The organism is Bifidobacterium longum subsp. longum JCM 1217, assembly GCF_000196555.1.
GTDB classification, from domain to species: Bacteria; Actinomycetota; Actinomycetes; order Actinomycetales; family Bifidobacteriaceae; genus Bifidobacterium; species Bifidobacterium longum.
The window spans coordinates 2,010,256-2,036,961 of the sequence record NC_015067.1 but is presented as its reverse complement, the minus strand read 5'-3'; the positions used below and the strand labels follow the sequence as shown (position 1 = coordinate 2,036,961).

General features: G+C 60.8%; 21 protein-coding genes, 3 tRNA genes and 1 pseudogene. 19 read left to right on the top strand and 6 right to left on the bottom strand.

From position 1 onward, the window contains the following. Nucleotides 1–129: 129 nt before the first annotated feature. The gene (locus BLLJ_RS08855; protein WP_007052998.1) at nt 130–2,871 is read left to right on the top strand and encodes a polyribonucleotide nucleotidyltransferase; all 2,742 of its coding nucleotides are present in this window, start codon (nt 130–132) and stop codon (nt 2,869–2,871) included. Between the two features lie 425 nt (nt 2,872–3,296). On the opposite strand, the gene BLLJ_RS08850 is transcribed toward BLLJ_RS08855, so the two are convergent. Next, nucleotides 3,297–4,691 (bottom strand): NCS2 family permease, encoded by a 1,395-nt coding sequence (locus BLLJ_RS08850; protein WP_007052999.1) that lies wholly within the window; start codon nt 4,689–4,691, stop codon nt 3,297–3,299. A gap of 255 nt (nt 4,692–4,946) precedes the next feature. On the opposite strand from BLLJ_RS08850, the gene BLLJ_RS08845 reads away from it, so the two are divergent. The 6 genes from BLLJ_RS08845 (at nt 4,947) to BLLJ_RS08820 (ending at nt 12,636) form a co-directional block, all read left to right on the top strand. After that, complete coding sequence (locus BLLJ_RS08845) at nt 4,947–5,777, top strand: hypothetical protein (RefSeq protein ID WP_007053000.1); 831 nt, start codon at nt 4,947–4,949, stop codon at nt 5,775–5,777. Between the two features lie 268 nt (nt 5,778–6,045). Next, nucleotides 6,046–6,567 (top strand): 50S ribosomal protein L10, encoded by a 522-nt coding sequence (gene rplJ / locus BLLJ_RS08840; RefSeq protein ID WP_007053001.1) that lies wholly within the window; start codon nt 6,046–6,048, stop codon nt 6,565–6,567. Nucleotides 6,568–6,675: 108 nt separating this feature from the next. Further along, complete coding sequence (gene rplL, locus BLLJ_RS08835) at nt 6,676–7,056, top strand: 50S ribosomal protein L7/L12 (protein WP_007053002.1); 381 nt, start codon at nt 6,676–6,678, stop codon at nt 7,054–7,056. A gap of 251 nt (nt 7,057–7,307) precedes the next feature. Next, nucleotides 7,308–8,801, top strand: coding sequence for an FHA domain-containing protein (locus tag BLLJ_RS08830; RefSeq protein ID WP_007053003.1), 1,494 nt, complete (start codon nt 7,308–7,310; stop codon nt 8,799–8,801). Nucleotides 8,802–8,809: 8 nt separating this feature from the next. Beyond that, the gene (locus tag BLLJ_RS08825) at nt 8,810–12,433 is read left to right on the top strand and encodes a helicase (RefSeq protein ID WP_007055240.1); all 3,624 of its coding nucleotides are present in this window, start codon (nt 8,810–8,812) and stop codon (nt 12,431–12,433) included. 2 nt (nt 12,434–12,435) lie between these two features. Beyond that, nucleotides 12,436–12,636, top strand: coding sequence for a hypothetical protein (locus BLLJ_RS08820; RefSeq protein ID WP_007053005.1), 201 nt, complete (start codon nt 12,436–12,438; stop codon nt 12,634–12,636). Between the two features lie 94 nt (nt 12,637–12,730). Here BLLJ_RS08820 and BLLJ_RS08815 read toward each other — a convergent pair whose 3' ends face one another. The 3 genes from BLLJ_RS08815 to BLLJ_RS08805 all read right to left on the bottom strand — a co-directional run bounded on the left by BLLJ_RS08815 (nt 12,731) and on the right by BLLJ_RS08805 (nt 14,627). Beyond that, nucleotides 12,731–13,300 carry an SAF domain-containing protein gene (locus BLLJ_RS08815; RefSeq protein WP_007057269.1) on the bottom strand — a complete coding sequence of 190 codons (570 nt, stop codon included), beginning with the start codon at nt 13,298–13,300 and terminating at the stop codon, nt 12,731–12,733. A 237-nt stretch (nt 13,301–13,537) separates the two neighbouring features. Further along, on the bottom strand, nt 13,538–13,723 hold the full coding sequence (locus BLLJ_RS08810; protein ID WP_007053007.1) for an FmdB family zinc ribbon protein: 186 nt from the start codon (nt 13,721–13,723) through the stop codon (nt 13,538–13,540). A gap of 163 nt (nt 13,724–13,886) precedes the next feature. Continuing rightward, complete coding sequence (locus BLLJ_RS08805; protein WP_012472143.1) at nt 13,887–14,627, bottom strand: 5-formyltetrahydrofolate cyclo-ligase; 741 nt, start codon at nt 14,625–14,627, stop codon at nt 13,887–13,889. A 65-nt stretch (nt 14,628–14,692) separates the two neighbouring features. On the opposite strand from BLLJ_RS08805, the gene BLLJ_RS08800 reads away from it, so the two are divergent. From BLLJ_RS08800 to groES, 3 genes are all read left to right on the top strand, one after another. Next, a complete protein-coding gene (locus tag BLLJ_RS08800; protein WP_007053783.1) occupies nt 14,693–15,358 on the top strand; it encodes a GNAT family N-acetyltransferase in 666 nt (221 codons plus the stop codon). 80 nt (nt 15,359–15,438) lie between these two features. Then, a complete protein-coding gene (locus tag BLLJ_RS08795; RefSeq protein ID WP_011068733.1) occupies nt 15,439–16,863 on the top strand; it encodes a hypothetical protein in 1,425 nt (474 codons plus the stop codon). Between the two features lie 172 nt (nt 16,864–17,035). Further along, nucleotides 17,036–17,329, top strand: a complete 294-nt coding sequence (groES, locus tag BLLJ_RS08790) for a co-chaperone GroES (protein WP_007053011.1) — start codon at nt 17,036–17,038, stop codon at nt 17,327–17,329. Between the two features lie 672 nt (nt 17,330–18,001). On the opposite strand, the pseudogene BLLJ_RS08785 reads toward groES, so the two are convergent. Next, a pseudogene (locus BLLJ_RS08785) lies at nt 18,002–18,553 on the bottom strand (PLP-dependent transferase). Between the two features lie 308 nt (nt 18,554–18,861). On the opposite strand from BLLJ_RS08785, the gene BLLJ_RS08780 reads away from it, so the two are divergent. The 8 genes from BLLJ_RS08780 (at nt 18,862) to dapC (ending at nt 24,229) form a co-directional block, all read left to right on the top strand. Further along, nucleotides 18,862–18,943 (top strand) — tRNA-Tyr (locus BLLJ_RS08780). Nucleotide 18,944: 1 nt separating this feature from the next. Beyond that, nucleotides 18,945–19,016, top strand: a tRNA-Thr gene (locus BLLJ_RS08775). A 4-nt stretch (nt 19,017–19,020) separates the two neighbouring features. Further along, a tRNA-Met gene (locus BLLJ_RS08770) sits at nt 19,021–19,094 on the top strand. A gap of 61 nt (nt 19,095–19,155) precedes the next feature. After that, entirely contained in the window at nt 19,156–19,323 is a 168-nt protein-coding gene (rpmG, locus tag BLLJ_RS08765) for a 50S ribosomal protein L33 (RefSeq protein WP_007053013.1), read from the top strand. Nucleotides 19,324–19,596: 273 nt separating this feature from the next. Then, on the top strand, nt 19,597–20,820 hold the full coding sequence (locus tag BLLJ_RS08760; RefSeq protein ID WP_007053014.1) for a UDP-N-acetylmuramate dehydrogenase: 1,224 nt from the start codon (nt 19,597–19,599) through the stop codon (nt 20,818–20,820). A 151-nt stretch (nt 20,821–20,971) separates the two neighbouring features. Beyond that, complete coding sequence (locus BLLJ_RS08755) at nt 20,972–22,498, top strand: amino acid permease (RefSeq protein ID WP_007053015.1); 1,527 nt, start codon at nt 20,972–20,974, stop codon at nt 22,496–22,498. 60 nt (nt 22,499–22,558) lie between these two features. Next, entirely contained in the window at nt 22,559–22,879 is a 321-nt protein-coding gene (gene fdxA / locus BLLJ_RS08750; protein ID WP_007053016.1) for a ferredoxin, read from the top strand. Nucleotides 22,880–22,993: 114 nt separating this feature from the next. Next, on the top strand, nt 22,994–24,229 hold the full coding sequence (dapC, locus tag BLLJ_RS08745; protein ID WP_007053017.1) for a succinyldiaminopimelate transaminase: 1,236 nt from the start codon (nt 22,994–22,996) through the stop codon (nt 24,227–24,229). 26 nt (nt 24,230–24,255) lie between these two features. Here dapC and dinB read toward each other — a convergent pair whose 3' ends face one another. Beyond that, complete coding sequence (gene dinB, locus BLLJ_RS08740; protein WP_007053794.1) at nt 24,256–25,530, bottom strand: DNA polymerase IV; 1,275 nt, start codon at nt 25,528–25,530, stop codon at nt 24,256–24,258. A 228-nt stretch (nt 25,531–25,758) separates the two neighbouring features. Here dinB and BLLJ_RS08735 point away from each other — a divergent pair, with 228 nt between their 5' ends. Beyond that, nucleotides 25,759–26,706: an EamA family transporter gene (locus tag BLLJ_RS08735; protein ID WP_007053020.1), complete on the top strand. Its 948-nt coding sequence runs from the start codon at nt 25,759–25,761 to the stop codon at nt 26,704–26,706.

Sequence of the window (26,706 nt, the reverse complement as noted above, 5' to 3'; positions counted from 1 at the left end):
GACGGCCAAGGGGTCAGTCGAAACAAGGTATGTGACGTCCGCTGAAGAGGACAGTTGCGGTTCAAGCGAGTCGCCGAACCGCAGCACAGTATGTAGGAATAATTAGAAAATTAAAGAAGGAGGAACCCTATGGAGGGTCCCGAAATCAAGGCCGTTGAGGCCGTAATCGACAATGGATCGTTTGGCAAGCGCACGCTGCGCTTCGAGACCGGCCGCCTCGCCCAGCAGGCCGATGGCGCTGTGGCCGCCTACCTCGACGACGATTCCATGATTCTGTCCACCACCACCGCCGGTTCCAGCCCGAAGGAGAACTACGACTTCTTCCCGCTGACCGTTGATGTTGAAGAGAAGATGTACGCTGCCGGCAAGATTCCGGGCTCGTTCTTCCGCCGTGAAGGCCGCCCGAGCTCCGAGGCCATCCTCGCCTGCCGCATCATCGACCGCCCGCTGCGCCCGCTGTTCCCGCACACCCTGCGCAACGAAGTGCAGGTCGTCGAGACCGTGCTCGCCGTGAACCCTGATGACGCTTACGATGTCATCGCCCTGAACGCCGCTTCCGCCTCCACTATGATCTCCGGCCTGCCGTTCGAAGGCCCGGTCTCCGGTGTGCGTCTGGCGCTGATCGACGGCCAGTGGGTCGCCTTCCCGCGTTGGAGTGAGCGTGAGCGCGCCGTGTTCGAGATTGTGGTCGCTGGCCGCGTGATCGAGAACGGTGATGTTGCCATCGCCATGATCGAGGCGGGTGCCGGCAAGAACGCCTGGCACCTCATCTATGACGAGGGTCAGACCAAGCCCGATGAGGAGGTCGTGGCCGGTGGTCTTGAAGCCGCCAAGCCGTTCATCAAGGTGATCTGCGAGGCTCAGGATGAGCTCAAGAAGATCGCCGCCAAGGAGACCAAGGAATTCCAGCTCTTCCCGGAGTACACCGACGAGCTGTATGCCCGTATCGACGAGATCGCTCACAAGGATCTGGACGAGGCGCTCTCCATCGCCGAGAAGCTGCCGCGTCAGGATCGCATCCATGAGATCAAGGAGCACGTGCGCGAGGTGCTCGCGAACGAGTTCACCGATATGGACGACGCCGAGAAGGACAAGGAGCTGGGCAACGCCTTCAAGGAGCTGCAGCGCCAGATCGTGCGCCGCCGCATCCTGACCGAGGACTACCGCATCGACGGCCGTGGCCTGCGCGACATCCGCACCCTGTCCGCCGAGGTGGACATTGTGCCTCGCGTGCACGGCTCCGCCCTGTTCCAGCGTGGCGAGACCCAGATTCTGGGCGTCACCACCCTGAACATGCTCAAGATGGAGCAGCAGATCGACGCGCTGTCCGGTCCGCAGTCCAAGCGCTACATGCACAACTACGAGATGCCGCCGTACTCCACTGGCGAGACCGGCCGCGTCGGCTCCCCGAAGCGTCGTGAGATCGGCCACGGCGCCCTCGCCGAGAAGGCTCTCGTGCCGGTGCTGCCGAGCCGTGAAGAGTTCCCCTACGCCATCCGCCAGGTCTCCGAGGCCATCGGTTCCAACGGTTCCACTTCGATGGGTTCCGTGTGCGCCTCCACGCTGAGCCTTTTGGCTGCCGGCGTGCCGCTGAAGGCCCCGGTTGCCGGCATCGCCATGGGCCTCGTGTCCGGCGACGTTGATGGCAAGCACATCTTCAAGACCCTCACCGATATCCTGGGTGCCGAGGATGCCTTCGGCGACATGGACTTCAAGGTGGCCGGTACTTCCGAGTTCATCACTGCCCTGCAGCTCGACACCAAGCTCGACGGCATCCCCGCCGACATCCTGGCCGCCGCTTTGCAGCAGGCCAAGGAAGCCCGCGCCACGATTCTCGAGGTCATTAACGAGTGCATCGACGGCCCGGCTGAGATGAGCGAGTTCGCTCCGCGCATCATCACCACCACCGTTCCGGTCGAGAAGATCGGCGAGGTCATCGGCCCGAAGGGCAAGATGATCAACCAGATTCAGGAAGATACCGGCGCTGAAATTGCCATCGAGGATGACGGTACCGTCTTCATCTCCTCCGAGGGTGGCGAGGCCGCTAAGAAGGCCAAGTCCATCATCGATTCCATCGCCAACCCGCACGTGCCCGAGGCCGGCGAAACCTACAACGGCAAGGTCGTCAAGACCACGTCGTTCGGCGCTTTCGTGAACCTCACCCCCGGCACTGACGGCCTGCTGCACATCTCCCAGATCCGCAACCTGGCCAACGGCGAGCGTATTGACGCTGTCGAAGACGTGCTCAAGGAAGGCGACACCGTTGAGGTGATCGTTCAGGGTGTCGATGATCGCGGCAAGATCTCCCTGGCCATTCCTGGTTTCGAGGATCAGGAGAACAACGCCCGCCCGAGCCGTGGCGATCGCGATGACCGCCGTGGCGGCCGTGGCCGTGGTGACCGTGACGATCGCCGTGGCGGCCGTGGCCGTCGCTCCGATCGCGATGACCGTGACTTCGACGATCGTGACGACCGTCCGCGTCGCCGTCGCTCCGATGACTTCGAGGATGATTACGACGACCGTCCGCGTCGCCGTCGCTCCGATGACCGTGACTTCGATCGCGATGATCGCGATGATGATCGTCCGCGTCGCCGTCGTTCTGCCGACCGTGACTTCGACGATCGCGATGACCGTGATGCTCGCGACTCCCGTGATGATGATCGTCCGCGTCGCCGTCGCTCTTCCGATCGCGATGACCGTGGCGATCGTGATGACCGCCGTGGCGGTTCCCGTGGCCGTGGCCGTGGCTCGGACCGTAACCCGCGCTACGCCACCGACGACAACTACGACGACTACCGCGCCGACCGCGAAGAGCGTACTGAGCGCCCGCGTCGCCGCGTCCGTCGCGACTTTGATCCGTTCGAGGACTAAAGCCCTCTCACGGATCGGTCGCGGCATAGCCGCTCCCTCACCTACGGGAAGCCCGTAGGGCTTCCCGCTTAACGGTTCGGCATTCGAGGACTGATCGTTCTCTAGCTTCTCTCGGGCGAGAAGGGCTTGATCGCAAACCAAAAGGCTTCTATACCGTTTCATTCGGTATAGAAGCCTTTTTGGTTTTTCGGCTTCTTCGCGCTGCATATTTCGATGTTGAATAAGGCACTCGTGCTGCCGCCATGTACGTTTAGTTGTCGGTTGACAACTATTCCCATGCATCAAGAATGGCGGATGATCATCGAAGGTACTCATGGGCGTTGATCACTGTGGCAACAACAAAGGCCGGGCCCTTGTGAGAGCCCGGCCTTTATGCCGTATGGCGGCGGATTAATCCTTAAAGGCTAATCCGTTGTCAATCAGCGTTACAGAATCGCCATGCACACGAAGTCCAGAATGAACAGCGCGGCCACAGTCCAGATGATCGGGTGAACCTCCTTGGCCTTGCCCTTGCAGGTCTTCACGATGCAGTACATGATGAAGCCTCCGGCGATGCCGTAGGAGATGGAGTAGGAGAAGGCCATGAACACGGCGGCGAAGAACGCCGGAATGGCTTCGGCGATGTCGTCCCACTTGACTTCCTTCAGGGAAGCGGCCATCATGCAGCCGACGATCACCAGCACGCCGGCGGTTGCGGCGGACGGCACGGCGGAGACGACCGGGGCCAGGAACGCGGACAAGGCGAAGCAGATCGCCACAACCACGGAGGTCAGGCCGGTTCGGCCGCCTGCGGCGATGCCGGCGGAAGACTCGACGTAGGTGGTGGTGTTCGAGGTGCCGCAGATGGCGCCGATGGAGGTGGCGATGGAGTCGGCGAACAGGGCCTTGTCCATCTTGGAGGAGAAGCCGTGGCCGTTCTCCAGAGCCTTCTCATCCTCGGCGGAGAAGATGCCGGTGCGGCGGCCGGTGCCGATGAAAGTGCCCAGGGTGTCGAACGTATCGGACATGGAGAAGGCGAAGATGGTCACGATGACCAGCGGCAGCTTGGTCGGATCAGAGAACAGTGCCGGGAAGCCCTCGGCGGAGAAGATCGCGCCGAAGGTCTGCGGCAGCTGGGAGAAGGTCTCGCTGATGGACTGCGAGTTGGACCAGGTGGTCACGCCGAACGGGATGCCGATTACGGTGGTGATGGCGATGGCCAGCAGCATGCCGCCCTTAACCTTCATCACGGTGAACACAATGGCCAGTACGAGGCCGATCAGGAAGACCCACAGCACCTTGTCGTTGAAGTTGGCCAGACCCGGGGTAGCCGCAACGGCACCGCCCTTGGCGGCGGCCTTCGGATCGCCGGGAGTGAACTTGATCAGGCCGACGTTCAGCATGCCCACGTAGGCCACGAACAGGCCGATGCCGCCGCCGATGGCGTGTTGCAGGGACTCCGGGATGGCCAGGATGATCATCTTGCGGATCTTGGTGACGGTGATGAGGATGTTGATCAGGCCGCACAGGAACACCATGCACATGGTCTGCTGCCAGCTGAAGCCGAGGCCGAAGCACACGGTGTAGGTGAAGAACGCGTTGAGGCCCATGCCGGCGGCCTGGGCGTACGGCACGTTGGCGAACAGGCCCATGACCAGGGTGCCGATGATGGCCGCGATGATGGTGGCCAGGAACACGCCGCCCCACGGCATACCCGTCTGCGACAGGATCTGCGGGTTGACGACGATGATGTAAGCCATCGCGAAGAACGTGGTCAGGCCGGCCAGAATCTCAGTCGAGACGGTCGTGCCGTTTTCCTTCAAATGGAAGAACTTCTCCATTTACTCTCTACTTCCTTGGGTTTATGCGGGGCTGCGCACCGCGTGCATAATGCTGCGGCTGGCCCCGGCGAGAATTGCGACTCGCCCTGATCGGCCTGCCCAACGCGCGTCAGGCGCTGCGCACCCAATCAGAACCGTGGCCGATTATAGCTTGTGGAGGCAACGTGAACGGGTCCGGGAGTAGACTGACTGCCAGAATAATTCGGAACAACTCAGGGGGACACGCAGGACACACCCGTGGAAGGAAGGCGCGCGATGAAACCGGCCGTCGAAGTCAGCATCACCTCTTGGAAGAAGAATGTCGTCAAGCCCGGTCAGGAGTACGGCCGCGTACTGCTGATGCCCGGCACCGGCTACAACTGCGACCGTCCGCTGCTCTACTGGTCGGCCCAGGCTCTGGTCGAGGCCGGCTGGCGAATCGACCGCATGAACGTACGCAACGCTTCCGACGACCTGTCCACGGTGATTCCGGTCCTCAATCAGGCGATTGACGGCTGGGTGGCCGCCGCGCGCGAGTCCGGCGCGGGTAAAGCCGGTGATTCCGGGGATGGCGTTGCCGCCGATGATTCTGCTACCGTGCTGGCCGATGGCGCAGCTGGCTCGCCGAACCGTGATTCCGACACCCCGTCCGGCCCTCGCCTGTTGCTGATCGGCAAGTCGCTGACGACGATGACCTACCCACATGTGGCCTCACACTACGGTCTGCCGTTCGTGCTGCTGACCCCGGTGCTGCATCACGCCGACTTCGATCCATCCGCCCGGGTGATTCCGGTGCCGGCTGTCGGCGATGATATCGTCGCCGAATCCGAGGCCCCGAGCGTGGCCGAAGCAAGGGCGATCATCCGCGCGGAACAGGCCGGCCAGTCGCACGCCGCCAGCTCCCGATACTCCGGCCCGGCACCGCTGATCTGCGCCGGCACCGCCGACCCGTTCTACGATCAAGCCCGCGCCAACGCGCTCACCCCGCACGTGCACGAATACCCGGATGCCAACCATTCGATCGAGGTGCCCGGCCACTGGCGTCGCTCGCTCGACTATCTGAAGGAAGTCACCGCGTCCGTAGCCCAGTACGCCGCCACGCTGTAATGCCCCGCGACACGCCCGAATTCTGCAATGTCGCTGACCATCCGTAATCTAATCATCCGTAAACCACAGACCGTTGGTTGAAGTGCGCGCGAGTGCATTTCCGAAGTTTGGTTCGCCAAGCCAGCGCAGGTTGAGAGATATAAGCCCGTCAAGGGCCGGCGAAGGTCGCTTCGCGAGATTATATTGCTCTGCCTGTGCGCAGGGCTTTTTTGTTGCCCGGCCGAAAGTTCCGAACTCCAAGTCAACGGCCGACTTAGGAAGGAACGCCATGAAGAGGCCCGAAAAGGAAGCGGTAGTCGCTCAGCTTACGGAAGAATTCCGTAACGCTGACGCCGTCTACCTGACCGAGTACCGCGGGCTTACCGTTCCGCAGATTTCCGATCTGCGTGAAAAGCTAGGCCGCGATACTTCCTACACCGTGGCAAAGAACACGCTGGCACGCATCGCCGCCAAGGAAGCGGGCATTGAGGGTCTCGACGAGATTCTCTCCGGCCCGACCGCCATCACCTTCGTGAAGGGCGACTTCATCGAGGCTGCGAAGGTCATCCGTGACTTCGCCAAGGACAACAAGGCTCTTGTCATCAAGGGTGCCGCCGCTGACGGCACTGTCTACGATGCCGAGGGCGCCAAGAAGCTGGCAGACCTCAAGTCCCGCCCGCAGCTGCTTGCCGAATTCGCCGGCGACATCAAGGCATCGATGGCCAAGGCCGCGTACCTGTTCAACGCTCTGCCTACCAAGGCTGTGCGCACGATCGACGCCCTGCGCGAAAAGCAGGAGAAGGCTGCCTGATTTACGCCCTCACGGCATGAATCAGTCGCTTCGATAATTTAAACAATAAGGTTTATTAGGCAGCGGATCTACCACTTCGTCCGCCGCCAAGATTGAAAGGAAGCCATAATGGCTAAGTACACCAACGATGAGCTGCTGGAAGCCTTCGGCGAGATGACCCTGGTCGAGCTCTCCGAGTTCGTGAAGGCCTTCGAGGAGAAGTTCGACGTCGAGGCTGCCGCTCCGGTTGCCGCTGTTGCCGCTGTTGCTGGCGCTGCTGCTCCGGCTGAGGAAGAGAAGGATGAGTTCGACGTCATCCTCTCCGCCGTCGGCGACAAGAAGATCCAGGTCATCAAGGCTGTCCGCGCCATCACCAACCTCGGCCTGGCCGAGGCCAAGGCTCTTGTCGACGGCGCTCCGAAGGCCGTCCTCGAGAAGGCCAAGAAGGAAGATGCCGAGAAGGCCAAGGCTCAGCTGGAAGAGGCTGGCGCCAGCGTCGAGCTCAAGTGATTTGTGCGGCATAAGCCGCAATCACAGCTTTTCGAGGAACCCCGCACCTGTGTTTCAGGCTGCGGGGTTTCCGCATACTGAGTAGACTAGTTGACGAGGACGAGGCGGAGAACGCGATCCGGCGTGGAAACACAAAGCTGGCAATGAGCGAAAGTTGTCAATTCTGTGCCCAGTAATCCGCCAAAAGCCGGTAAAAGATGACACAATGGCACGTAGTGTGGTCAAATAGTGTGTCCAGGAAGGCGGTCACGGTGAGCGAGTGGACGGTGAAGATCAACGGTGTCGACCGGATCAGCGTCAAGCCGGGGGAGTGCGTGGAAATCGGCCGTAAGCCGTTACGCCCCCTTGCCGATGATGGCAACACCCGCCTTGACGTCGCCGATCAAACCAAATCGATGTCCAAACGGCACGCCATGTTCACGGTAAAAAGCAATGGCACGGCCTCGGTCCGTGATCTTGGATCGACCAATGGATCGTATGTGGTGCGGGAAAATGGCGATTTGTTGCGCTTGCCGGCCAATGCCGAGTTCCTGTTGCCGACGTCTCCCATGCGCATGCAGTTCGGCGATGTGCCTGCGGACTTCATTCGTGTCGACGATCCAGTGGCAAAGCCGCTCGACCTCAAGGTGCCTGATTTGTTTGGCTATGCGGTTCACGAAGCACCGCAGGAGCCGGATGCGGCGGATATGTCCGTCGACGATATTCTTGATTTACGGGCCGGCGAGCCGACCGCCATCTTCAGCGCGGATAATGTTCGACGCAAGGTCGACGAGCTTGAACTTGGCTCGCTGAATATCACGCAGCCAGTGACGAAAAACGATGAGCCGGCCATACCCCGTGATCTGTTCGCGGATGCGTTGGCCCAGCATGCCGAGCAGGAGACCGAACGCAAAAACCAGCAGGCCATGAACTCCGTGGCACTGCCGAAGCAGCAGACCGAACCTGAGTCGACGATTGTAACGCCTGCATCCAAGCACAGCAGGATCTCCGGTATTGTTCCAGTAGATGCCATCGCCCATGCCGTTGTTAAGCACGCTCCCAGCACAAGCGAGCCGGCAGTGGCGTCGGCGGCGGTTGTTGAATCCGATGTGGTGGCTGGCGCAAGCAAGTCAGCCGAAAACGTTCAGTCCGCTCCGAATACCAGGAATGCCGGCGATTCTCAGCCGGCGGACACTGTCGAACAGCATGCTGAAGTTGCCCAGCCTGAAGCCGCCCGGGAAGCCGAAGCCGCTCAATCTGAAAACACCCAGCCTGAGACCGCTCAGCCGGCAACCGCCCAGTCTGAAACCGACCAGCCGGCAGCTGACGTACCGGACGATCAGCAGCGGACCGCAGCCGAAGCATATCAAGAAGCCACCGCAGCAGGCGTAGCAGACCAGCAGCCGGCTGCCGAAACCGCCCAGCAGTCGGTATCCGAAGCATATGATATCGACTCCACGGGCGTACACACTCCGGTCTTCGAGCCCGGCTCGGTGTTCGAGCGTGTGGCCAAGGGCGAGCTGAAAGCACAGGAGCCGGCAGTCGAAGTCGATGGCCTGACCTCTGACGAGGCAAAAACCACGCAAGATTTCAATGTTCAATTCGAAGTCGCCCGTCATCCCGAATTGCTGGCGTTCCTCGCCATGAATCCGTACCTGTACGACGACATGTATTCTTGGCTCGCCGCCCGTGGCGAGGCCGATATTGACGAAGCCCTGTCTCACAACAAGGGCTATCAGGAATACCGCGAAGCGGTTGGAAAGTGAGTCGAGAGATGACCCAGAGCCAGACTCAGAACCAGAATCTCACGGAAGGTCTGAATCGCATCCGTCGCTGGCGTGACCAATACCGCAGCATGCAGCCGCCATCGCCGCTCGAGGATGTGAATCAACTGGCCGCGAAGCTGGAGATGACCCATGCCCATCCCTCCGGCATCGCCCAGCTGTTCGCTTCCGGCCATGTCCGGTTGGATTCGTTGTTCCGCGACACGGGTGTGCTTAAGGCCGCCGAACGCCATATTGGGCGCGTGCTGGATGACCAGGCCGCCAAACGCAGGATTTCCGGCGTGGCGGAGTTGTCGCTCGTGGTCGGCGTGGCCACATGGAAGGGCAACGCGCTGCCGGTGCTGTTGTACCCGGTGAGCGTCACGATCGAGGATGATGGCTTGTCGACCACCATTCGATTCACCGGTCGCGTGGCCCTGAACGTCGCGTTCGTCAATACATTGCGTGAGCAGGGGGTGTTCCTGGATGAGGATTCCCTGTTTGACGGTGCCAGCTATGACAGTGGCACTCCCGAAACTTCCGCGATGTTCGCCCGTATTTCGTCCGAAGCGTCGGAGCGTATCTCCGACTTCGCCATCGAGCGCCAGATTGTGCTCGGATGCTTCATGGACCCCTCGTCGCAGATGATCAGCGAAAGCCGACAGTTCATCGACCAGCTGGAGAACGGCCCCACCGGCAATGTGCTGTTGGACGCGCTTGCCGGCGACGAATCCGCCCGCACCGCGCTCAAAGATGCCAATATTCCGCAATACAGTCCTTTCGACGTAGACCCGCATGCCGAGTACGAAGTCGGCGATGTGGACAATACGGTGCGATATGCCGCGTCACTTGCTGCCAATGGCCATAGCATCGTGGTCGACGGCACCTTCCCGAAGGGCACCGCGGAGCAGGCTGTGGCCATCGCATCGCGCTGCCTGATGAATGGTCGTTCCGTGCTGTACGTGCCCGGCGTGGCCGAGCAGAAGCGTCTGTTCATCCAGACGGCTTCCGCCAATGAGATGAAGGCGCAGGTACTGGATGTATCCGATGAACACGCCAACGCCGCGCTTGATAAGCAGCTGATTGCCGCAGTCGGATTCCAACCGGGAGTCGCCACCCAGCGATTCGACCAGTTGGCCGACGAACTCGTGGGCGTGCGCTCGCGCTTGACCCGCTATCTGGGCGACCTGCACGGGGGCAATGATAAGTGGAATGTGTCCGCATACGAGACCATTCAGAATCTGGCCCGTATCTCCGTGCTCCCGACGCACCCTGCCACCCACGTTCGACTTGACGAGTCAAGTGCCCTGAGCATCGCCAACGATATTGACACATGGATCGGCAAGATGGAACGCGCCGGCGAGCTCGGCGAATACACCATCGGCCCGGAAGACACCGCATGGTACAAGGCGTCCATCACCACTGAAGAACAGGCAGTAACCGCCTACCAGCGCGTGGACGATTTGCTGCGTCGCTTCCTGCCCGCCACCCGTGAGCAGGTGGCACGCACCGTGCAGACCTGCGGATTCCCGGTTCCTCCCACCACCCGCGAGTGGGAGCGTCAGGTTACGGTTTTGAAGAATCTGCGACGAGTGCTTGACGTGTTCCAGCCGGAGATTTTCGAGCGAGACATCAGCTCCATGATCGAGGCCACCAAGCCGAAGAGCCAGCGCAAGGCCGAGGGCACGTCGATGGGATTCTGGGAGCGCCGCCGCCACATCAAGGAAGCCAAGGATCTGCTGCGCGTCGGCGCGCAGGTCGAGGACTTGCACGAAGCGTTGAAGGTAGTCGCCAAGCAAGGGGAGCAGTGGCATCAGTTCGTGCCTCACGGCGGTTGGCCGGTGCTGCCCAGCAAGCTCGACGAGATCATCTCCACCCAAGAGGCGCTGGTCAGCAATATGACCGCGCTGGATACCGTGCTTTCCACCACACCCGCTGGTGGCAATCTGGAAACCGCCGATTTCGAGAAGGTGGAAGCACGCCTGAAAGCACTGCTGGATGATCGCAAGGCACTGGACACCTTGCCGGAGCGTTGCCTGCTGGAGCAGGAATTCGCCTCTGCCGGACTGAACGAACTGGTCGCCGATCTCAACGCTCGCCGAGTGAGCGTGGAGCAGGTGCGCGGCGAAGTGCAGCTGGCCTGGTGGACCACCGTGTTTGAGGACATTGTGCGTTCGTCCGCCATCATCTCCAACCAGGATGGTGCCGCGCTGCAGGCCGCATCCGACCGCTTTGCGCAGGTCGATGTGGAGCACGTGCGCTCCATCGGACCGATGGTGTCGCAGGAATCCATGCGCCGCCTGTGCGACATGCTGTTCTCCCGCACTCAGGAAGCCAACCAGATGCACACCGTGCTGGCAGGGCGCGCCAGTGTGTCGCTGAGCAGGATTCGCCGTGATCATCCGGAGATTCTGGCCGCGGCCAAGCCGATTCTGGTGGCCGCGCCGGGTACGCTCGCCGCACTCACCGAGCCGGGTGTGCTGGCTGATGTGGCGATTCTCGATGCGTGCGCGCACATTCCCGCTATCGAGTTGCTGTCCATCATCGGCCGCGTGCAGCAGGTGGTGGTGATCGCCCACTGCGCGACGGTAACCAGCGAAAGCGTCAAGCAGCTGATCGACACGTTGCCTCATATCGAGGTGGATGCTGCCCCGTCTCGCCGTGCGCCGCGCCTGTCCGCATTCCTTGAATCCGAGGGATATGGTCCTGTTCGCTATGATGTGGCCACCGAGCCGGCTGCCGGTGAGGTGCGATTCCACCGTGTGGAAGCGAGCGGTGTGCCGGTTATGTCTTCTGGTCTGGTGGAATCCAGCCAGCCGGAGATTGATGAAGTGGTGCGTCTGATTACGCAACGTGCCGCCGGTTTTGCCGTGGTTCCTTCCAGCTATCGACTTGTGGTCGTGATGTTGACCGACGCATTCCGCACACGCTTGGGTGCCGAATTGAAGTCGTTGGCAGGCAAATCCAAGGCGATGGGCCGATTCCTGCGCCATGTGCGGTTGGTTTCCTTGCGTGACGTGGCCGGAGGTCGTGCCACTGACGTGATTCTGTCGATGTGCTATGCGAAAACCACGCACGGACGTCTGCTTCAGCAGTTCGGTCCGCTCGAAAGCACAGGCGGTCGCGGACTGTTGCTGGATGCCCTGGCATTGGCGGACCACAGCTTGGATATTGTGTCGGCCTTTGGTTCCGAAGATTTGGATGAAGAACGACTGCACCAGTCCGGTCCTCGGTTCCTGAAGACCATGTTGACGTGGGCCGAACAGCTTGACGACCGTCCGGTGCTTCCGTTGCGTGATGCGGCAGGCGGCAACGTGCTGTTCGACGATATCGCCGACAGGTTGCGCGCGCGAGGACTGAACGCTGCTGTTGATTATGGATTCGACAAGGGCGTGAAGATTCCGCTCGTGGTGGGATTGAAGGACAAGCCGTTTGCCTTGGCCGTGCAGACCGATGACGCGAACTTTATGTCCGTGCAATCCACGCGTAGGCGTCATCGTTTGTCGGCACAGGATCTCATTTCCTTGGGCTGGAATGTGATGACCGTCTGGAGTGTCGCCGCCTTCGTAAACCCCGATAAGGAAGTCGACCGTATCGTCAGCCGTATCGGTGAGATCTATCGCGAGGTTGAATAACCATGGCGGAATACTCGGCTACACGGCGCACACCGCGCAAGCACAAGCGCGTGGTGATGAAGGGCACTGAGCAGTTTGACGCTGACGGTGTCAAACTCGAGCCCGGAGACATGCAGACCGACCAACAACGGCAATCCGACGACGACAAACGCATCCTCGGCGAACTGCCGCCGCATTGGGCCGTTTTTAACGAGCGCGAGTAGGAGTTGGGGCGCACTCTGTGCGCCCCAACACTGTGTTTTCCGCAGCCTGTCGGCTGCGGAAAACACAGTATCGGCCGAAGGCCGATTCCGCTTCCTACCGCACAACGGCCATAATCGCTCCGGCCTGTTGCAGCTCCATAACCTTGGCCGCGGCCTCCGGCGGCATTGCGAACGACACCAGTCGGTCGTTGCCTCCCAATGCACCAATCGCATCCGGTTTGCCGACATTCATCACCGTGGCGTTCTCGGCCAGCGTGCAATCAGCGCCTTCGCAACCGACGGCGGAAACCAGTCTCACCTGATCGCCGGCCAATACATCGTCGACGCTACTGGCCAAGCGGACTTCAATCACCGTAGTGCCGGTCGGTGCTACGGGCGCATCTCTGGCCATATGCGTGGAAATGGGATCGGCTGCTTCGATATCGATTTGCGCTACCTTGCCCACCACATCCTCAATATTGCCTGTCCAAGACGGGCCTGCCGCAGATACCGGCATATCAGCCAACTGAACGTCGGCGGCCAGAATAATGTCACCCCGTCGAATCGAGCGGGCGGCCACCACCATCGGCTCGGTCTCCACCACGGCCAATACGGCTTCAATCCCAAACAGCACTGCGAGTCCCACGCACAACGCAGCAGTGAGTCGGCGCAAGGCATCCGCCATGCGCCGTCGCCGCAATGAGCCGCGCGCAGGCGGCTTAATAAACGAAAAGGTCACCATGCAACCATGGTGACCTGAAGTTTTTCGTAAGCGCAAGCCAAATCGACCTATGTGGTTCTAGCTTGCCAAGTTATCCACAACGCTTCAAACCCGTGCAACAGACAGTGCCCGTAGTGCCAATATCCGCGGCATACCGCCGTCGACACCGTCGTTTACAGAGGAAAAGCGGGTGTACAGACCTTACTTGCCGGATTTGTCGGTGCGGTAGAAGCCGTGACCCTTGAACTCAATCGGCACGGCGGAATACACCTTGCGCACCTGCTCCTGCGAGCACTTGGGGCACACGGTAATCGGGTCGTCATTGAACGACTGCTGTTCGGTGAAGTCATAGCCGCAGTTCTTGCAACGGTAATGATAGGTAGGCAACGGATTCCTCCAACAAAGTCATATTTCTCGCGGATGGCCCAAACGCCATGCCACGCAACCGTTCATATCCTAGTCGCCGCCCTGACACATTGGCGTTACGGTCTTACTAGCCAGCTTGCTGTTGCCACTCTGGTTCCATCGGCCAGTGTGCGTGGCTGGTTGGTCAGTCTGGCTTGCGCCGAGTATCTTGGCCGGCCGGCCAGCTCAACAGGCCCGATGAGCTAAGCCGCCGGTATCCCTCCGGCGTCAGCACTCCGTCGGCCGGCACATCATGTGGTTCGGCCGGCAAATCAATGTCCAACACCTCCCACGGCCAGCACACCGCAATCAGGGGACATGCGGGCTTGCGGCGAGCCAAGGCCCGGTCATACCAGCCGGCTCCACGCCCCAGACGATTGCCCTGCGGGTCCACTGCCAAAGCCGGAGCGATGACCAGATCGGCCTTCTCCAACGCTTCGGGCGGTAGAACTGCGCCAGTTGGCTCATCGGGTCTGTGATGGACGGTGCTGGGAGAGCTGCAGCTACCGGCATTGTTCGCGCCACCCACTGCATCCATCGAGCGCAATGATTCCAATGAATCCAGCACACTCCAGCCAATTTCCAACCCAGACCCCAACCTTGGCACCAACACGTGGCAGCCATGAGCCCGCAGCCATCGCAACAGTGGCCGGGTTTCGATTTCCGAACCCATCGACACATATGCCGCCACTGTGGGACCATCCTGAATCATGTGTGCTGGGAACCGTCGCACCAGCAATTCACCGGCCGCTCCGCGTTCTTCCGCTGGAACGCGCTTGCGCCGAGACAGTATATGGTGGCGCAGCGTCGCTTTATCCGTCTTCTCTGTTTTCTCTGTGCCGCTGTAGTCGCTGCCGATATTCATGCCACTGCCCACTTCGCTCATACCGCACAATCTAGTGTTTCCATCGTAAAACGAAAGTGGCCACGGTAGCGGCGCAAGACCTTCATATGGCTACAATAAAGGCCGTGTCAGTTTTCCAGTCGATTAAAGAGGCGTTCAAGCTGGACCACCAGATCCGCCCGCCACGTCTCACCCATCCCGGTTTTCCGATAGTCCTGCGCCCCCTGACCATGGATGATGAGGACGGCTGGAACGAAGTGCGCTGGCGCAACAACGACTGGCTGGCACCTTGGGAATCCGGTGACCCGATGCATGGCGGCTCCATCACATTCAATCAATGGGTGCAGCGGCAGCGCCGTAACGAGCAGCATGGCGTCGGCGTGATCTTCGCCATCGAATACCAGATGCGTATCGTCGGCCAGATTTCGTTGGGAGCCATCGTGTATGGTGCCATGCGTACCGGCGTGGTTGGTTATTGGGTCGATCAACGGTGCGCCGGCCGCGGATTCGCGCCAATGGCACTGGCCATGCTTGCCGATTGGGCGCTCGGAGACCCATTCGGGCCCGCGTTGCATCGGCTGGAAATCGCCATTCTGCCGGATAATGCGCGTTCTTTGGCTGTGGTGCGTAAGGTCGGAGCCCATCATGAGGGACTGCGCGAGCGGTATATGTATGTCAATGGCCAGTGGCGTGACCACGTAACGTTTGCGCTGTTGGCTGAAGATATGGGGCAAGGGTTCGCCGCTAGACTCGCCGCCGCCGGTTCCAGATAAGCGTCGACCGGAAGAATTCCGCTCCGACACGCCCGGACGGAAAGCCCCAGTTCGTCGGCACGTCTCCTATCCTTGACTCTATGGGTTATGAGTCACTGAGCACTGTCGTCGTGCTGGTGATTGTGGCGATTATTATCGTTGTATGGCTGCCCGTACGTACGGCCAACGGCATGAAACGTGTGGACGAGCACCGGCAGGATCGTTATTCGCCTTCCCTGCATATCGTTGATGCAGAGAACGGCAGACGATTCGGAGACATCAAGCCGCATAAGGCGAAAGGGGCAGCAATGCCAGCATCAACACCGTCAGCGAGGCTGACATCTGAGCACATCGCCCATGTGCGGGAACTGCGCCGCGCGGCCATCCGCCGCCGGCAGATTCTCGCCGTATGCCTGCTTGCCATAACCGTGTTGGTGTTTGCCGTATCGTTCCCCCTGCATTTCAGTCCGCTGCTTGCTCTTATTCCGTTCGTGCTGTTGCTGCTGGTGCTGGTGCTGGGAGCCAATGCCTCACGCCAGGCCCGGCAATGGGAGCGCAAGGTGGTCCGCTACGAGCGGGCTCATAGCGGTACGGGCTGGTCCAAGAAACCGTCTGCCGAGTCCAAGGACAGCAAGCGTGTGAACAAGGCCGAACCGGTTGCGGCCGTAACTGCGCCTGCCGAGAAGCCTGCCGAGCAGATTGAGGATGCTGCCACCGAGGTCATGGAACAGCGGCAGATTCGCCGCGCGTTACGCGATGCCGAGATTGAGCAGGCCAAGGCCAAGGCGTTGCGTCAGTCCGCCGCCGCATATCAGGCCGCGGAAGAGCACGCCAAACAGTCTGAGAAGTCTGATATTGCACAGTCCGCCGCCGATAAGCCTGCCGCCGAGCCGTCTGCTATGGTCGATGAATCCGCCGACCGTAAGTCCGCTGCCGAAACCAGCGAATCTTCCGCCACACCTGATGCCTCCGTTCGCACAGACAAGTCGATTGAGTCGGACAAGTCCGTCGCCCCTCGAGTTGAACCATCGCTTACGGTGCGTGACGAGCGCGATGAGCGCGACGATGCCGCTGCCGCTGCCGATGCCACGTCGGAACTGGTCAGCGTACGCCCTGCCCGAGCACTGGACGTCTTCGATATGTCCACCTCGCAGGATCTCATCTCCTTCACTTTGGGTGGGGAACATAACGCCGACAACGCTCCGGAAAGCTTGGAGATCAAGTCGACCCGTCAGGTGTCCAAGGCGGAACCTGTCGAACCCGCAGTGGCGGAAAAGTTGATTGACGAGGCCCGAGCCGTCAAGGCCGCGGACGACGCCAAGGCTGTCAGCGCCGGAAACGCTGTAGACACTGAGCCGGAGCAGCGCGATGATGCCGATACGGACGCCGATGACGAGGCTGCAAACGCCGCCCAGCGAGCCGCATTCCACGAATCCGAGGAGCGTGCCGACGTCGAAGCGCCAGCGGCGACCACCGATTCGTTGGGCGCAGGCCTGGACTCCATTCTTGCCCGCCGCGGCAACTGAGCGTTGCGATTCGACGATTTTCTCTCACAGCGTTAGCACTCGAGTTGGCAGAGTGCTAATAATCGCGCTACGATGTGTCCTAGCGCAAAGGGACAACGCAAGTGATCGTCAGCCTCTTGAGGCGTTCTGGCGCGGCATTATCGAACTACAAGTAGATACGAGGTGACCCACAGTGTCGATTAAGCTCACACCGTTGGAAGACAAGATCATCGTCAAGCAGGCCGAGGCCCAGACCCAGACCGCTTCCGGTCTGTACATTCCGGACAATGCCAAGGAGAAGCCTCAGCAGGGTGAAGTCCTGGCCGTTGGCCCGGGCCGTCGTGACGACAAGGGCGAGCGCATCCCGATGGATGTCAAGGTCGGCGACAAGGTGCTGTACTCCAAGTACGGCGGCACCGAAGTCCATTACGAGGGTGAGGACTACCTCATCGTCGGCGCCCGCGACATTCTCGCCATCCTCGGCTGATTAGTCGCCTAGCGAACTTCAACAACCCCGACTGTTCCCGCGGATAGTCGGGGTTTTCTCTTGCTAGGCGGAAAGGGGCTCCCCCTCAGAGAGGGGAGCCGAAAGCTGCTCCCACCAAACGCCCAGCCATGCCTGCTATGCATAAAGGTGCATGCGCGCAACGTAGTTGAGTTCGGCGTTGCACCGCATCTACACTGGGTAACGGATTGGGGTCCCTATGGAAGAGGCTCAGTTGGCGACTTGGCCGAGCGGCTTAAGACATTTTGCACAAGACGGCAGTAGGTCGACGGTATGTTGTTTTTTTCCGTGTCGCAGGTTCGTGGTGTCGTCGCTGTGCCAATGGTTGTCTCTCTACCGACGCTGAGTGCCGTGGCATGAGGCCAGCGTCGGCAGTGGGCCACGAAATGGCGATGCGCCGATGCTGAGCCGCGTTGGCGTCGTTATAGGGCCAGTTTTTGGACCATTGCCGACGGCAAATCGGCGTTTTGTGTCGGCGACGGTCCAAAAACTGGCGGTCTGCCGACGATAAGTGCCGTCATCGTCGGCAGACCGCCAGGTATTGTCCCTGTGCTGACGTAAAAAGCCCTGCCATCGTCGTCACCGAGCCATCTTGTGACTCACTGACGGCGGCAGCAGGGCGGAAGAGGCCGAAATCATGCGCGCGGTGCGGTCTCACACCTCGAATCCGGCCTCCACCAGCGCGTGATCGATGTCGCGAATCAAATCGTCCGTATCCTCCAGACCCACGGCCAGACGGAAGAAGCCGCGGTGGAACTCAGGCGGGTACAGGTACTGGCGCTCGTCATCCTCACCGAGGAACACGATCAGCGATTAGTCATGGCCGAGCGAGACGGCAGACGTAATCACATTGAGCTTGGAAACGAATCGGGTGTGCCCGTCGTGGTCGGTGTCGAGGCCAAACGACAGCACGCCGCCGAACCCGGAGTCCGGGCGGGCCAGCTGGCTGGCCGCCACCTTGTGGTGCAGATGCGATTCCAGACCGGGGTACGCCACGAAACGCACCACATCCAGCGATTCGAGATGCTTGGCAATCGCCAAGGCCGAGGCGTCGTAGGGCAGCGCGTAGGCGTTCGCCAGCGTGATGGGGCGACGGATCGCGCCGGTTTCGGCGTCGACCCCGTTACCGAGGTGAATGGCCAGCGTGCCGAATCCGAGCGGCTGGTCGTCGAATGATTGTCCGTGATGTACAAGATCAGAAGCCATGCGCCCAGCATGCCAGCATGCGCCGTGCCGCGCAAACAGGCGACATCGCTTGAAAACCGCGCCATTGCAAGGTTCTAGAGCACCATATAAGAAAAAATGATTGGGTGAAGTGCGGGGTGCAGCCTTGGTCGGGGCTGTTTGCAGGGCCGAAGCGGGCCCTGAAAACACGCTGTGAGACACGCCGATAAAACCGCAGAATTCCGCGGTAAAACAAGGTTCGCGTAGGGGCCGATTTGCATACCTGGAAAATCTGTGGTTATATAGCCAAGTTGCCTGTTGAGGTCAAACACCGCGGCGGGAAACAGACTGGCGGATTTCCCAAGCGGTCAAAGGGAGCTGACTGTAAATCAGCCGCTTCGTGCTTCAGTGGTTCGAATCCACTATCCGCCACGCCCCGATAGCTCAGTGGTAGAGCACTTCCTTGGTAAGGAAGAGGTCGTGAGTCCAATTCTCACTCGGGGCTCTCTGGCGGGGTAGCTCAGCTGGCTAGAGCGTACGACTCATAATCGTAAGGTCAAGAGTTCGAGCCTCTTCCTCGCTACAAATCGCGCCCGCTAACCGGTGGGCGCGCACTATACCTAAGAACACAGAGGTGAATGACAATGGCTAAGAGCGCCGACATCCGTCCGGGCATCACGCTGGCCTGCACCGAGTGCAAGGAGCGTAACTACATTACGACTAAGAACCGTCGTAACACGCCCGACCGTCTTGAGCTCAAGAAGTTCTGCCCGCGCTGCGGCAAGCAGACCGTGCACCGCGAGACTCGTTGATCGCAAGTATCACAGCTTTACAAAACCCGGCCCATTCGGCCGGGTTTTTGCGTATTGCCTCCGGAGGCGAGTGGCAGGGTGCGGAATCAGTATCCGCATCGCGTGAGAAACGGCAGAAATCCCGCGTCTGAACGAACCCCTCGCGGGCGTTCTGTCGTTTCGGGCCGCCAAAACGGCAGAAATCCCGCGCCACCTTCGTTCAGACGCGGGCGTTCTGCCGTTTCAGCCGATGATTGCCTCGATATCGCACCTGCGCCACTAAGATAGTAAGCCATGACAAGCTTTGCAGACATCACCACCATGGGCGTGGGCGGCCCCATCGCCCATTTCATCGAGCCGACCACGCGCGTGGGACTCATCGAAGCCGTGGAGGAAGCCGATTCCAAAGGCCTGCCCTTGGTCGTCGTCGGTGGCGGCTCCAACCTGCTTGTTTCCGATAAGCCTTTTGACGGCGTGGTGGTTCGAGACGCCCGACGCCTCATCACTGTGCCGGACGAGGCTGCACCGGTAGAGGGCGAGGATCGCACCGTGCATGTCAATGCCGAGGCCGGTGCCAATTGGGATGATTTCGTGGCCTTCACCGTAGAGCTCGGGCTCGAGGGCGTCGAGGGACTGTCCGGCATTCCCGGCACAGTCGGCGCTTCCGTGGTGCAGAACATCGGTGCCTACGGGCAGGAAGTCGCCACTTCGGTCGAATCGGTGGAAGTCTGGGATCGAGACACCAAAACAACGCGCGACCTCACACCCGCCGATCTTCGATTCGGCTATCGATACTCCGCACTGAAGACCAGCATGTACGCCGGCCCCGGCCGGCCGGCCGGCCGATTCTTCCCGACGCCACGTTACGTGGTGCTTTCCGTCACCTTTGCCCTGACCCACTCGGCCGAAGGCACGGTAGGTTACGGACAGCTTGCCAAAGCGCTTGGCGTCGAAGTGGGCGACCGTATGGCCACCGCCGACATCCGCAAAGCCGTGCTCGCAGTACGTGCCGCCAAGGGCATGCTCGAGGACCCTACTCGCTACGCCTTGCCTGACATGGCCACCGCCAAGCGCGAGGCCAATATCCTGACCGATCTGGAGCGTCTGGCCTCCCTCAATGAGGCCGCCGGCATTCCCGTTGGCGATGACGGTCTGCCTGCTCCCGACTACAATCGCCACAGCTGCGGCTCGTTCTTTATGAATCCGATTCTGACCGCCGACCAAGCGGCGGCCCTGCCCGAAGATGCGCCGAAGTTCGACGCGACTCTGCCTGACGGCACTCCCGGCACCAAGACGTCCGCCGCCTGGCTCATCGACCATGCCGGCTGCCATAAGGGATATAAGGTCGATGCGGACGCGCCGGCCAGTCTATCCACGCAGCACACGCTGGCCTTGACCAATCGTGGGGGAGCGAGCGCGGCCGATATCGCAGCTTTGGCGCGTGCGGTTCAGCAGGCAGTCAAGAGCGCGTTCGGAGTGGACTTGGTGCCCGAACCGGTCTGCGTCGGTGTGCTGTAATCGCGCTATTGATTGATGGAGTGGGTTATTAATCCCATATATTGCGGACTCTGAGTCTTATTAATAGACAAGACACGCGGGCTCTTCTATACTCGATTGTCGGTATTGTGCGCATTCGGTGCGCAAACAACAGAGAAAAAAGAAGAGCACTATGCAACTGTTCCGTACAAAATCCGTCGAACAGACCATTGCCGAAACCGGTGAAGAGGGCCGCAAGCTCAAGCGCAACCTGACTTGGTGGGATCTGTCAATCATGGGTGTGGCCGTAGCCGTGGGCGCCGGCATCTTCTCGGTGGGCGCGCAGGCCGCCGCCTTCCACGCCGGCCCGGCCGTGATCATCAGCTTCCTGATCGCCGGCATCGTGTGCGGCGCAGCCGTGATGTGCTACGCCGAATTCGCTTCGATGATTCCGGTGGCCGGCTCCGCCTACACCTTCACCTACACCACGGTCGGCGAGATCATGGCCTGGATCATCGGCTGGGATCTGATCCTGGAAATGCTGATGGCCGGCTCCGTGATTTCCAAATATTGGGGCGTATACCTCAACGATTTCATGCGCCTGATGGGCTGGAACGCCAACACCAACCTGACGTTCGGCTCCTTCCACATCGATATCGCCCCGATTATCATCGTGGCGTTCTTTACCACGCTGCTCGTATTCGGCACCAAGATCGGCGCCCGCGTGGACGGTGCTATGACCGTGCTCAAGATCGCCATCGTGTTCTTTGTGGTGATCGTCGGCTTCTTCTACGTCAAGGCCTCCAACTTCACCCCGTTCATTCCGCCGAGCCAGCCGGCCTCCACCGTGGAAGGCTCCTCCGCCGTCACCGGCGTGATGACCCAGCCGTTGTGGCAGTTCGCCACCGGCATGACCCCATCCGTGTACGGCGTTCCTGGCATCCTCTCGGGCGCGGCGCTCGTGTTCTTCGCGTTCATCGGATTCGACGTGGTGGCCACCGCCTCTGAGGAGACCAAGAACCCGCACAAGAACGTGCCGCTCGGCATCGGCGTGGGCATGCTGCTCATCATTGTCATGTACATGCTCGTGGCCGTGGTGACCACCGGCATGGTCTCCTATGCCGATCTCGCCAAGCAAGACAGCCCCTCGCTGGCCACCGCCTTCGAACTGGTGGGCGCCGACTGGGCCGCCAAGATCATCAGCTTCGGCATCGTGCTGGGCCTGGCCACCGTGGTTATGGTGCTGTTGCTCGGCCTGACCCGTATCGTCTTCGCCATGAGCCGCGATGGTCTGCTGCCGCGCGGCCTGTCCAAGACCGGCAAGCATGGCACCCCGGCCGCTCTGCAGATCGTCGTCGGCGCGGTGGTGGCGCTCGTGGCCGCCTTCTTCGACATCGGCGTGCTCTCCGACATGGTCAACATCGGCACCCTGTCCGCCTTCACGCTGGTGGCCATCTCCATCCCGATTATGCGCAAGAAGCGCCCCGACCTGCCGCGCGCCTTCAAGATGCCCGGCAGCCCGTGGATTCCGATCCTCATCGCCGTGGCCAACTTCTGGTTGATGCTCAACCTGTCCGTGCTCACCTGGATTCGTTTCGTGGTGTGGCTCGTGGTCGGCTTCGCCATCTACTTCGGCTACGGCTACTGGCATGCGCGCCTCGGCAAGGGCGACCTGACCGAAACGCTGTCCGCCGAAACCGATAAGGCCGTTAACGGCTGAGAGCGAGGAGCGTCCCAACAGGCGCGTACCCTTGTATCAGTATTTGTTAAGGAGGATTCCATGCCATATGTAATCGCTCAGCCTTGCGTGGATGTCAAGGACAAGGCTTGCGTGGACGAGTGCCCCGTCGACTGCATTTACGAGGGTTCCCGCTCGCTGTACATCAACCCCAACGAGTGCGTCGACTGCGGTGCATGCGAACCGGTGTGTCCCACCGAGGCCATCTTCTATGAGGATGATCTGCCGGACGAGTGGGCTTGGTACAAGGATGCCGCTGTCAACTTCTTCGCTGAAGTCGGCGATTTGGGCGGCGCTTCCGCCAATGGTCCAATCGGCAAAGACCCGGAACAGGTCGCCGCGCTGCCGCCGCAGAACCAGTAAGCTGATTTGCGGATAAGCGCTGCACACAGCGCATAGTTCGGATTGAACCCTCGGTCTATCACGGCCGAGGGTTCGTCGTATCTTAGGAACATACCGTCCAAGAAAGGGGTTCTCATGGGCTTCCACGCATATTCGTCGCCATACGACTGGTCTCGTATCGCCGGCTTCAAAGCCACCGCCAAAACCGTGCCGGGTGGCATGATCGACCTGTCCGTAGGCTCGCCTGTGGACCCGGTGCCGAGCAGTGTCCAGCAGGCGCTGGTTGCCGGCGCAGACGCCCCCAACGCCCATGGATACCCGGTCACCGCCGGCACCGCCGACCTTAAGGCCGCTATCGATACATGGTTCCGCGAACTGCGCGGGGTGGATCTGAAATCCATCAACGCTGCCGCCGTACCCACCGTGGGTTCCAAGGAGGCCGTGGCGCTGATGGCCAGCCTGCTGCACCTTGGCGAAGGCGATGTGGTCGTCCAACCGGCTGTCTCCTACCCGACTTACGAAATCGGTACCCAACTTGCCGGCGCCACCGTGGTCAAAGTCGATGATGTGACCGACGTCGATTCCTGGGTGAATATTCCGAACGTCAAGGCCATCTGGATCAACTCGCCGTGTAATCCCTCCGGCGAGGTCATCTCCGCTGACTGGCTGACCGACATCGTGGCTGCTGCCCGTCGCATCGGTGCCGTGGTGCTCTCCGACGAATGCTATGCGTTAATGGACTGGCGTTCGGTGCGCCGCAATACAGCCGCGTCCTCTGCGCCTGCCGCGTCTGCATCTGCTGCGTCTGTGCCTGCCGCACCGGTGGCCGAATCCAACGAGCCCGCCTCCGATACCGCATTCAGTCTCTCCGCCACGCCATGTGCCCTGAATCCACATGTGTGTGAAGGTTCGGCAGCTGGCATCCTGGTGCTCTACTCGCTGTCCAAGCAGTCCAACATGGCCGGCTACCGTACGGCTCTAATTGCCGGCGATTACCGGCTGGTCAAGGAAATGGCCGAATACCGCAAGCAGATCGGCCAGATTATCCCTGGCCCAGTGCAGGCCGCCATGGCCGCAGGCCTGAAGGACACAGCCGCTGTGCACGAGCAATGGAGGCGTTACCGTCGCCGCCTATCCGCGCTGGTTGACGCACTGAAGGCATATGGCTATTCGGCACAAATGCCCTCCGGCGCGCTGTACGTATGGGTCAAGGCCAAGTCCGGCGACTGCTGGGCCGATATGGCCGAGCTCGCCAAGATCGGCATCATCCCCAGCCCCGGCGAATTCTACGGCGCTCCCGCCTACCTGCGTTTCTCCGCCACCGCCACCGACGAGGCCATCCGTTCCGCCTGCGAACGTCTCACGGCGTAATGAGATCGTAAGTGGCGTTGAGCCGTTCACGCCCCAAACTGGGCGGCCTTGTTGCCGAATTTGCGGCGCACAGCGTCCAGTGCGGCCTCGGCATCATGCAAACGCGCCTGTGAGGTCTGGCCGCGGGCATTGTCGGCCTCTTCGAGCATGTCATCCAGTGAAGGCTGCACGGCCGTAGCCGCCGCCTTACTGAGCGAAGACGTGCTCATACCGGCCAAGCGAATAGTTTTGGGCAGGGGAGTGGCAGACTCCGCCGAGGCCGGTAGCCCCAGCATGACTTTCAGCTGCCGCACGCATTCCGGGTACAGCACGCCGGCCGTATCGGTCGGCCGCTCCATCGTAAAAGACCGGGTCTGATAGCTCAGGTCGGCGAACCGCAACTTCACCGTCAGCGTGCGCGCCACCAGCCCCTTGCGCCGCAGCGTGCTGGTTACTTCGTCGCAGGCCGAACGCAGTAGCCCACACACCACGCGCATATCGCGTGTATCCTCGGCCAAGGTTTCCTCGGACCCAATGGATTTCTCCTCGCGTACCGTGGTAATTTCGCGGGAATCCAACCCGTGCGAGGCCGCCCATAATCCACGTGCCGCAGCCGGGGAGCCAGTGGCACGAGTCAATGCAGCCTCATCCAGCTGAGCCAATTCAGCCACCGAATGCACGCCCCAAGCATTAAGCCGCTTCTCCAAAGACGGCCCGATTCCCGGAATACCACGCAATGGCATCATCTGCACGAATTCGGCCGAGCGGGCCGCGGGAATCAGCAGCATGCCGTCCGGCTTGGCATTGGTCGAGGCCATTTTGGACACCAGTTTGTTACAGGCGATACCCACTGAACACGTCACGTGGAAGCGCTCGGCCACCTGAGCGCGAATCCACGCGCCGATCGCGCTCGGCCGCCCCCACTCCAGCAGTGCGGCGGACACATCCATATAGCCCTCGTCCACCGAAACCTGCTCGAACCGGTCGGTGACGGTCAAAAACACCTCATGCATGATTCGGTGCGACATCATGCGGTAATACGCCATATCCACTGGCAGAAAAATGCCGTTCGGGCACAACCGATGGGCGCGCGCGGCCGGCATCGCCGAATTGATGCCGTATTTCCGGGCTTCGTAGCTCGCGGCGGACACCACCGCGCGCGGCCCGGTGCCGATGATTACCGGCTTGCCTTTGAGCCCGGGGTTGCGCGCCACCTCCAATGAGGCATAGAAGGCATCCATGTCGATATGCAGCACGGTGCATCCGGTCTCGTCGTGGCCCCAATCGCGTTTGGCGGCCTCAAGTCTCGGTGCGGTGCTCATGCCACCATTGTAGGAATGCCGAACGAGGTCATGCTCACTATGTGGCGCGCATGACGCGGCGCTCATTGTCATAATGCCGAATATCGCCGGAATTCCAAGGGTTTACGCACTGTGCGGCTGTTTCGCATGGTGGGTGCGATTCCACGGAATCGTCCACATTGCGTCACTGTCCGTAACGCCTTCCAAGTCAATGCGCGCTGTCCCGGCTCTCCGAGTAGCGTAAACCTCATGAAGAAGGCAGTGGTCGGTATCCTCAACCGTGTTCCCGTGGTTCTTATCGTGATTGGTGAGGCACTGGTGATTTATTTGGCTACGGCCGTCGCCAAACTTGCGTTCACCCAGCTCGATCCGCTGTACTCGGTGTGGTATCGCGTGGGATTCATGGCGGTGCTGTTGCTGCTGTGGCGCAGGCCCTGGAACAAGGCGAAGCGAGCGCAACTGTTTCACCGCGACGCCCGCAGCTGGGGGCTGGTCGTACTGCTCGGCTGCTCGCTGGTGCTGATGAATACCCTGTTTTATGTGGCCATCAGCAATATGGATATGGGCATTGCCGTGTCTATCGAATTTTTGGGACCGCTTTCGGTGGCGGTGATTACCGGCAAAAGCTGGCGCGAGCGGGTCGGTATCGGTATCGCGGCGGTCGGTGTGGTGCTGTTAGCTGGCATATCATTGGCCAATCCGTCCGGCAATGGCACGTTTTTGTATGGTCTGATTGCGATTTTGATCGGCGGGTCGATGTGGGGCATGTATATCATCACCGGCCGGCGCGTGGCGGCTGGCGGCAATTCGCTGGATAATCTGTGCATCGCCGTGACCATCGGCTGGCTGGTCCAGTCCCTGTTCCTTGGCGTGCCGGCTGTGGCTCATGTGGTTCACCCCAAGGCCGATGCCACGTGGGCGCTTGAGCCCGGCGGCTCGCTGAAGCTGCTGGCTCTGCTGTTTGTGATTTCCCTGATGGCCTCGTTCATTCCCTATGTGGTGGAGCAGATCACGCTGCGACGCACCACATCCGGCGCATTTTCGGTAATGCAATCCATCAATCCCGCCATGGCGGTGGCCGTGGGACTGGCGTTCGGCGAGATTCCCAGCGTTGGTGAAATCGTCGGTGTGGCGTTGGTGATTTGCGCGGTTATCGTTACGTTCTCCGGCGACGCCGCACCCGCGGACGTTCAATAA

Excerpts from the sequence above, each read along its gene's own strand:
- rplJ (WP_007053001.1), top strand. The coding sequence starts at position 6,046 with ATGAAGAGGCCCGAAAAGGAAGCGGTAGTCGCTCAGCTTACGGAAGAA.
- BLLJ_RS08850 (WP_007052999.1), bottom strand. The coding sequence starts at position 4,691 with ATGGAGAAGTTCTTCCATTTGAAGGAAAACGGCACGACCGTCTCGACT.
- BLLJ_RS08735 (WP_007053020.1), top strand. The coding sequence starts at position 25,759 with ATGAAGAAGGCAGTGGTCGGTATCCTCAACCGTGTTCCCGTGGTTCTT.
- BLLJ_RS08815 (WP_007057269.1), bottom strand. The coding sequence starts at position 13,300 with ATGGCGGATGCCTTGCGCCGACTCACTGCTGCGTTGTGCGTGGGACTC.
- BLLJ_RS08760 (WP_007053014.1), top strand. The coding sequence starts at position 19,597 with ATGACAAGCTTTGCAGACATCACCACCATGGGCGTGGGCGGCCCCATC.
- BLLJ_RS08845 (WP_007053000.1), top strand. The coding sequence starts at position 4,947 with ATGAAACCGGCCGTCGAAGTCAGCATCACCTCTTGGAAGAAGAATGTC.
- dapC (WP_007053017.1), top strand. The coding sequence starts at position 22,994 with ATGGGCTTCCACGCATATTCGTCGCCATACGACTGGTCTCGTATCGCC.
- BLLJ_RS08825 (WP_007055240.1), top strand. The coding sequence starts at position 8,810 with ATGACCCAGAGCCAGACTCAGAACCAGAATCTCACGGAAGGTCTGAAT.
- BLLJ_RS08795 (WP_011068733.1), top strand. The coding sequence starts at position 15,439 with ATGGGTTATGAGTCACTGAGCACTGTCGTCGTGCTGGTGATTGTGGCG.
- BLLJ_RS08855 (WP_007052998.1), top strand. The coding sequence starts at position 130 with ATGGAGGGTCCCGAAATCAAGGCCGTTGAGGCCGTAATCGACAATGGA.
- BLLJ_RS08755 (WP_007053015.1), top strand. The coding sequence starts at position 20,972 with ATGCAACTGTTCCGTACAAAATCCGTCGAACAGACCATTGCCGAAACC.
- dinB (WP_007053794.1), bottom strand. The coding sequence starts at position 25,530 with ATGAGCACCGCACCGAGACTTGAGGCCGCCAAACGCGATTGGGGCCAC.
- BLLJ_RS08800 (WP_007053783.1), top strand. The coding sequence starts at position 14,693 with ATGGCTACAATAAAGGCCGTGTCAGTTTTCCAGTCGATTAAAGAGGCG.
- fdxA (WP_007053016.1), top strand. The coding sequence starts at position 22,559 with ATGCCATATGTAATCGCTCAGCCTTGCGTGGATGTCAAGGACAAGGCT.
- rplL (WP_007053002.1), top strand. The coding sequence starts at position 6,676 with ATGGCTAAGTACACCAACGATGAGCTGCTGGAAGCCTTCGGCGAGATG.
- BLLJ_RS08820 (WP_007053005.1), top strand. The coding sequence starts at position 12,436 with ATGGCGGAATACTCGGCTACACGGCGCACACCGCGCAAGCACAAGCGC.
- rpmG (WP_007053013.1), top strand. The coding sequence starts at position 19,156 with ATGGCTAAGAGCGCCGACATCCGTCCGGGCATCACGCTGGCCTGCACC.
- BLLJ_RS08805 (WP_012472143.1), bottom strand. The coding sequence starts at position 14,627 with ATGAGCGAAGTGGGCAGTGGCATGAATATCGGCAGCGACTACAGCGGC.